Here is a 4,600-nt window from a genome sequence, read left to right as displayed (position 1 = left end):
CGGCATAACGGCGGAGCCTCCGCCGATTTGATAAAATACCTTGTCGTAAAGTGCGGTTCCTTCGGCAGACCCGCCGTAATTATCAGCGATGGAAGAGACACTAATTGTCATGATTCCAACCCCGATAGCTAGAGATAGTTGATTTATTTTCATTATGATTACTCCTGGATCCAATCAATACTGTATAAATACACGCCACGAGGCTTGCAACAAGAGTATGGTCGCCAAAGCGCCCAGGCAAAATCTTGTTGCGTTAAGTTTTGATAAGGATATAACAATGAAAGACAAGAAATTTGTTGAGGTAGTAGATATAAGTTCTAATCATACTATTGTCGTGGGTACGGTAGGAAAAGGAAAAAGAAGCGATATGTTTAAACAGTTATTGAGAGAAGAAGAGAACAATGAAATACCTGAACCTCTTATTGGTGATCGTGTAATTTCTACTGATGAGTTAATTCATTCAGATAGAACAAAGTATTAAGTTTTGAGCAATAAACTATGAATACATCAGAAAAATTAATTCAAAAACTAAAGAAACAATTTCCGGAACAATGTGGACACATAAAAATGCTATATCGTTGTTATGGACTTAATGATGGTGTGAGCTTTAAATGGGCATCCAATGGGATTGGATCAACAGTAATTTTTAGTTATGACACTATGACAGATTGCTTAAAAAATGAAATAGGTATCAGTCGAGCTATATTCAATGGCGAATATAGAGGTTGGTTAGTTGGTGTTAATTAAAGAGATAAAATGTTATGGCGTTAATTGGTTTTGCACGAGTATCTACACAACAGCAAGATTTAACAGAACAAATTCGACTTTTAAAAGAATACGGTTGCACGAAGATTTTTGCCGGCAAACATTCCGGAAAGGCAGATCAAAACAAAGAGCAAATTGATGAATTACTCAATTATGTACGAGAAGGTGATGTTGTCGTTGTTACCAAGCTTGATCGTCTAGGTCGAAGCCTGACCCAGTGTTTAAATACACTCGAATTTTTCAAAAAGAACACTATTGGCTTTATAGCGATATTGCAAGGTATTAATACGAGAGTACAAGATAACCCAATGGGAACGGCATTGATTCAACTATTGGGCATTTTTGCTGAACTTGAACGCAATTTTATTGTGGAGCGTACTCAAGAGGGTAAAAGAGTCAAAATCGCTGCCGGTAATTTAGAAGCTAAAGGCGGAAGACCGCGTAAAGTGACACCTGTTATTAAATCTAAAATCATGTTAGATTTTGAAAAGGGAGCCTCTTTGTCTCAAGTCTGTAAGAAATATACATTATCAAGATCAACGGTTGCCAATTTAAAAAGTGAATATAGGAGTCTTAATAATGAGTAACTTAACCACTCAATTTGTTCCATTCTTCCTGTCATGCTCTCAATTCCTAGGGGGAGCGACTCCCGCAATAGTTACCAGATATAACCTTAAAAACCTACTTAAACAGAACTGGACTCACTTTAAGCCTAAACTTACACCATCTAATGTTCTCGGAGAGAGACGTTATTTCTGGGAGTTTTTTAGCGGGCATTGTATTGAGTGGCGTTATCGAAAATACGAAGGGAGAATAGGCTCATCATTTAACCAAGAATTTTTGCCGATGTTCACAAATTTGCTTTCTTCTGAAATGATCTTGGATTGGAAATGTGAGATACAGACAATAACGAATGTTAGTTGTTCAAAATCTTGCTTAAGTGATTTTTCCGATCTAAATGATGTTGTTACGCAAAATAGCCGGGAGCTTATCTCAGAGATCACATTGGAAAATTTGGCTAAAAATATGAACCATTATGAGAGCAAGATTTTTCATGAATCCACACAAACTGTTTCCTGTGAGTTATGGTCAAAAACATTTACCTGGCATAATACCGGCGGAAGTCATCATTTTGCAGCGGCAAGATATATTGCGAATAAATTAGATGAGGAAATAGATCTCACCGCTAAGCTGGAAATTACTTATCTTGATGAGCAGAAATTCCGTGATTTATTCTCAAAATATGAAATATTCCTGATTTCAAGTAAGAATACAGAGCAATATCGCATATTATTTGAAACGTTATTGAACTCTAAGGTACCTTTTATTACTGCACCAATAGATAGTTATTTTAATGATCGTAAAGATTATTCGGCCTTAAAACTGTTGGCTTTTTATCGGACAGACAAGAAGTCCGCTCCGATTATAGATCTGTTTAAAAATTCTAGTGTACTTGACTTATATGGCTATTTTTGTACGTTGCTTGTGCAGCAGTTAGGTGCACAAGAACGACTGAAAAAAATTTTATATCCACATCATAGATAATGAGCTAAATAAAAAGCGACCTATCCAGGTCGCTTTCTTTTCTATAAACAGTACCTATTTACTGCAAGGTTTGTAAGATTCGAGTTGAATCAATACATCTGTTTTATGATCTGCTGTGTGCGCACCAAATAATGACCCAGTGGCCAACATACAACCAGCTGGTAGCTTTTCGCCGACCCAGACTATTTGAAGTTTTTTAGCACCGTTAAAAGTATCATAGAGCCCGTCAGAGCCTGCTCCGGCAACTGCGGTAATCGGTGCCGGGAGATACAACATCGGATAGCCTTTTTCTACCTTTAATGTGCCCTCAAGTGTCACCGGTGTATCATAGTTAACCGATGAAGGATTTGCAGCAGATACATAACCCGCACTGACTAATAATGATACGGCGGTTAATAGCACTTTACATTTCATCATAAATGCTCCTATTGAGTGGATGTTTTGCCTTCTTTCCAACCTTCATGTTGTCTAATGGCATTGACTACGCGGCCAAGCTCTGCGTCAGATAATGTACTCATCTTACGTGTGCTGTCAAGACCGGTTTGTTTACGAATAGCAGCTTGGTAGGCTGCGGTATTGTTTTCACTTGGCGGAGCGTAGCGGGCAATGGCATCGGCTATCGACAAGTTTTTATAGTTTTGGGTGCGCATGAGTGCCCCTACGGCGCGTGCACCAGTTTCGGCATCTGGGAATATAGCAAATCCGCCCGGGCCGACGCCGATAGCGCCGAGGGATTTAGCGAATGCACCGGCTCGAATATTACCTGGATTATTATTTCTCCAAGCAAGTGAGCCTCCTTCCCGGCGAACTAACTTACCATCCGGGGTTCGATATACGGTAGCCCGACCATCAGCGTATGCGTCCTTAGATTCGTATTTTTTCAGGTTGGCGCTACTACTGCCTCCGGCGCCTGAGCCGCTACTTGGGTCTTGGCCATGGCTGCCAGGTCCCCAGAGACCATTTAATTTATTAAGTCCGCTCATATTCGGGATAGGTAAGTTGATTTGTGGGTCATCTATTTGGAAATTGCCCTCGTTACTGTTGTCAGATTGTGCATCATCAACACTGCCGCTGAGTTGTTTAGCTCGGTTCTCATTATCATCTGGACTATTATTTTGTAGTGATTTCTGACGGTCTATAGCTCGTTTTTCAAGTGTAGCTAATGCTGTATTACCTGTAATTTGACGTTGTAACCGCATTTCCATTTCAGTTTGTTCTATTTCACGGTCAAGTGTGGTTAAATTTTTCTCCATTTCTGCCAAGGCTTCCTTGTTATTGGCTACATTAGGCTCTTTCATTCCCGTAAGCATCGTACGACGGAGTAACAAGGCTTTTTCTAATGTTCTAGAAATAGCAATTTCACTGGCTAGTCTAGGAGCCAGTAATCTTACATCTGGATCCTCTTTTAATGCCTCAAGTAACCCACGTGTTACCGGCATTTGCGTTGAGCTAATTGCCCGTAAATCTTCTGCTGTCGGATTTTTGGTGTTCAATACCCGTTGAAATTCATTGAGTAAGGCAATGTTTTCTTCTTCGATGAGTGGAGCAAGACCTACTCCTGGTTTGGATGATGGGCTACCACATACTGTACAGGTAGTTTTTATGGACTCTCCCAATACACGAGTTCCCCAATCAGCCACTTCTTTAGGCGACTGCCAGGTGCTACATAATGAGCCATCACAGTCAGGAATGGCGGATTTATTTGTAACGGGTTTACCGTTAGACATATTAAAGCCTGCGGTCAAAACACCACCTAGTACATTGATAGGTTCTTGATTTTGACCACCTTGTTTTTTGCCACCGATCCAAGGAATACCATTTTTCCCATCCTCTTCTTCCATTTGTTTTTTGGCGAGATTAGCATCCTTTTGATTTTGTCCGATACTACTGTAATTTTGACTTTTGGCCATCATATTCCAGCCAGAATCAGCAAGGTAATCTGCCGCTTTATTTGATAACTCCTCACATGAAGTTTTTAAATTATCAAAGTCTAAGCGGCCTTGTAATACACCATTGGTAAGGAGGTCGTATAATTGTGGATTAGCTCGTTGGATAATCATAGCAGGCATACTAGCAACCGCACCGGTAGCAGATTGAATAATATTTCCCATTAAGTCCTTGAAGCCCTCGGTAATCCCGTTTAATTGATTCTTTACTGTTGTCTTAATGTCAAAGTTGCCACACATTAAATTGGCATTCCAACCAATACCTAAGGTTAATTCATGAGGGCGTTTTCTTGAGGGGGCCGGCATAACGGCGGAGCCTCCGCCGATTTGATAAAATACCTTGT

At 40.2% G+C, this 4,600-nt stretch carries 6 protein-coding genes; 4 read left to right on the top strand and 2 right to left on the bottom strand.

The window, feature by feature from the left end; genetic code table 11:
- The first annotated feature begins 277 nt into the window (after nt 1-277).
- The 4 genes from AC979_RS05490 to AC979_RS05475 are packed head-to-tail and all read left to right on the top strand — an operon-like array spanning nt 278 to nt 2,310.
- Nucleotides 278-481, top strand: a complete 204-nt coding sequence (locus tag AC979_RS05490; protein ID WP_080971314.1) for a hypothetical protein — start codon at nt 278-280, stop codon at nt 479-481.
- Between the two features lie 17 nt (nt 482-498).
- Nucleotides 499-747: a hypothetical protein gene (locus AC979_RS05485; protein WP_049373233.1), complete on the top strand. Its 249-nt coding sequence runs from the start codon at nt 499-501 to the stop codon at nt 745-747.
- Nucleotides 748-761: 14 nt separating this feature from the next.
- The gene (locus AC979_RS05480) at nt 762-1,352 is read left to right on the top strand and encodes a recombinase family protein (protein WP_049373231.1); all 591 of its coding nucleotides are present in this window, start codon (nt 762-764) and stop codon (nt 1,350-1,352) included.
- On the top strand, nt 1,345-2,310 hold the full coding sequence (locus AC979_RS05475) for a DUF6685 family protein (protein WP_049373230.1): 966 nt from the start codon (nt 1,345-1,347) through the stop codon (nt 2,308-2,310). The genes AC979_RS05480 and AC979_RS05475 overlap by 8 nt, the downstream gene beginning before the upstream one ends.
- A gap of 54 nt (nt 2,311-2,364) precedes the next feature.
- Here AC979_RS05475 and AC979_RS05470 read toward each other — a convergent pair whose 3' ends face one another.
- Nucleotides 2,365-2,727, bottom strand: a complete 363-nt coding sequence (locus AC979_RS05470) for a hypothetical protein (RefSeq protein WP_049373227.1) — start codon at nt 2,725-2,727, stop codon at nt 2,365-2,367.
- Between the two features lie 8 nt (nt 2,728-2,735).
- A partial coding sequence (locus AC979_RS05465) for an integrating conjugative element protein (protein ID WP_049373226.1) occupies nt 2,736-4,600 on the bottom strand: 1,865 nt, incomplete at its 5' end.

The organism is Parahaemophilus parainfluenzae (assembly GCF_001053575.1).
Lineage (GTDB): Bacteria > Pseudomonadota > Gammaproteobacteria > Enterobacterales > Pasteurellaceae > Haemophilus_D > Haemophilus_D parainfluenzae_S.
This window is presented reverse-complemented; position numbering and strand designations above follow the sequence as displayed.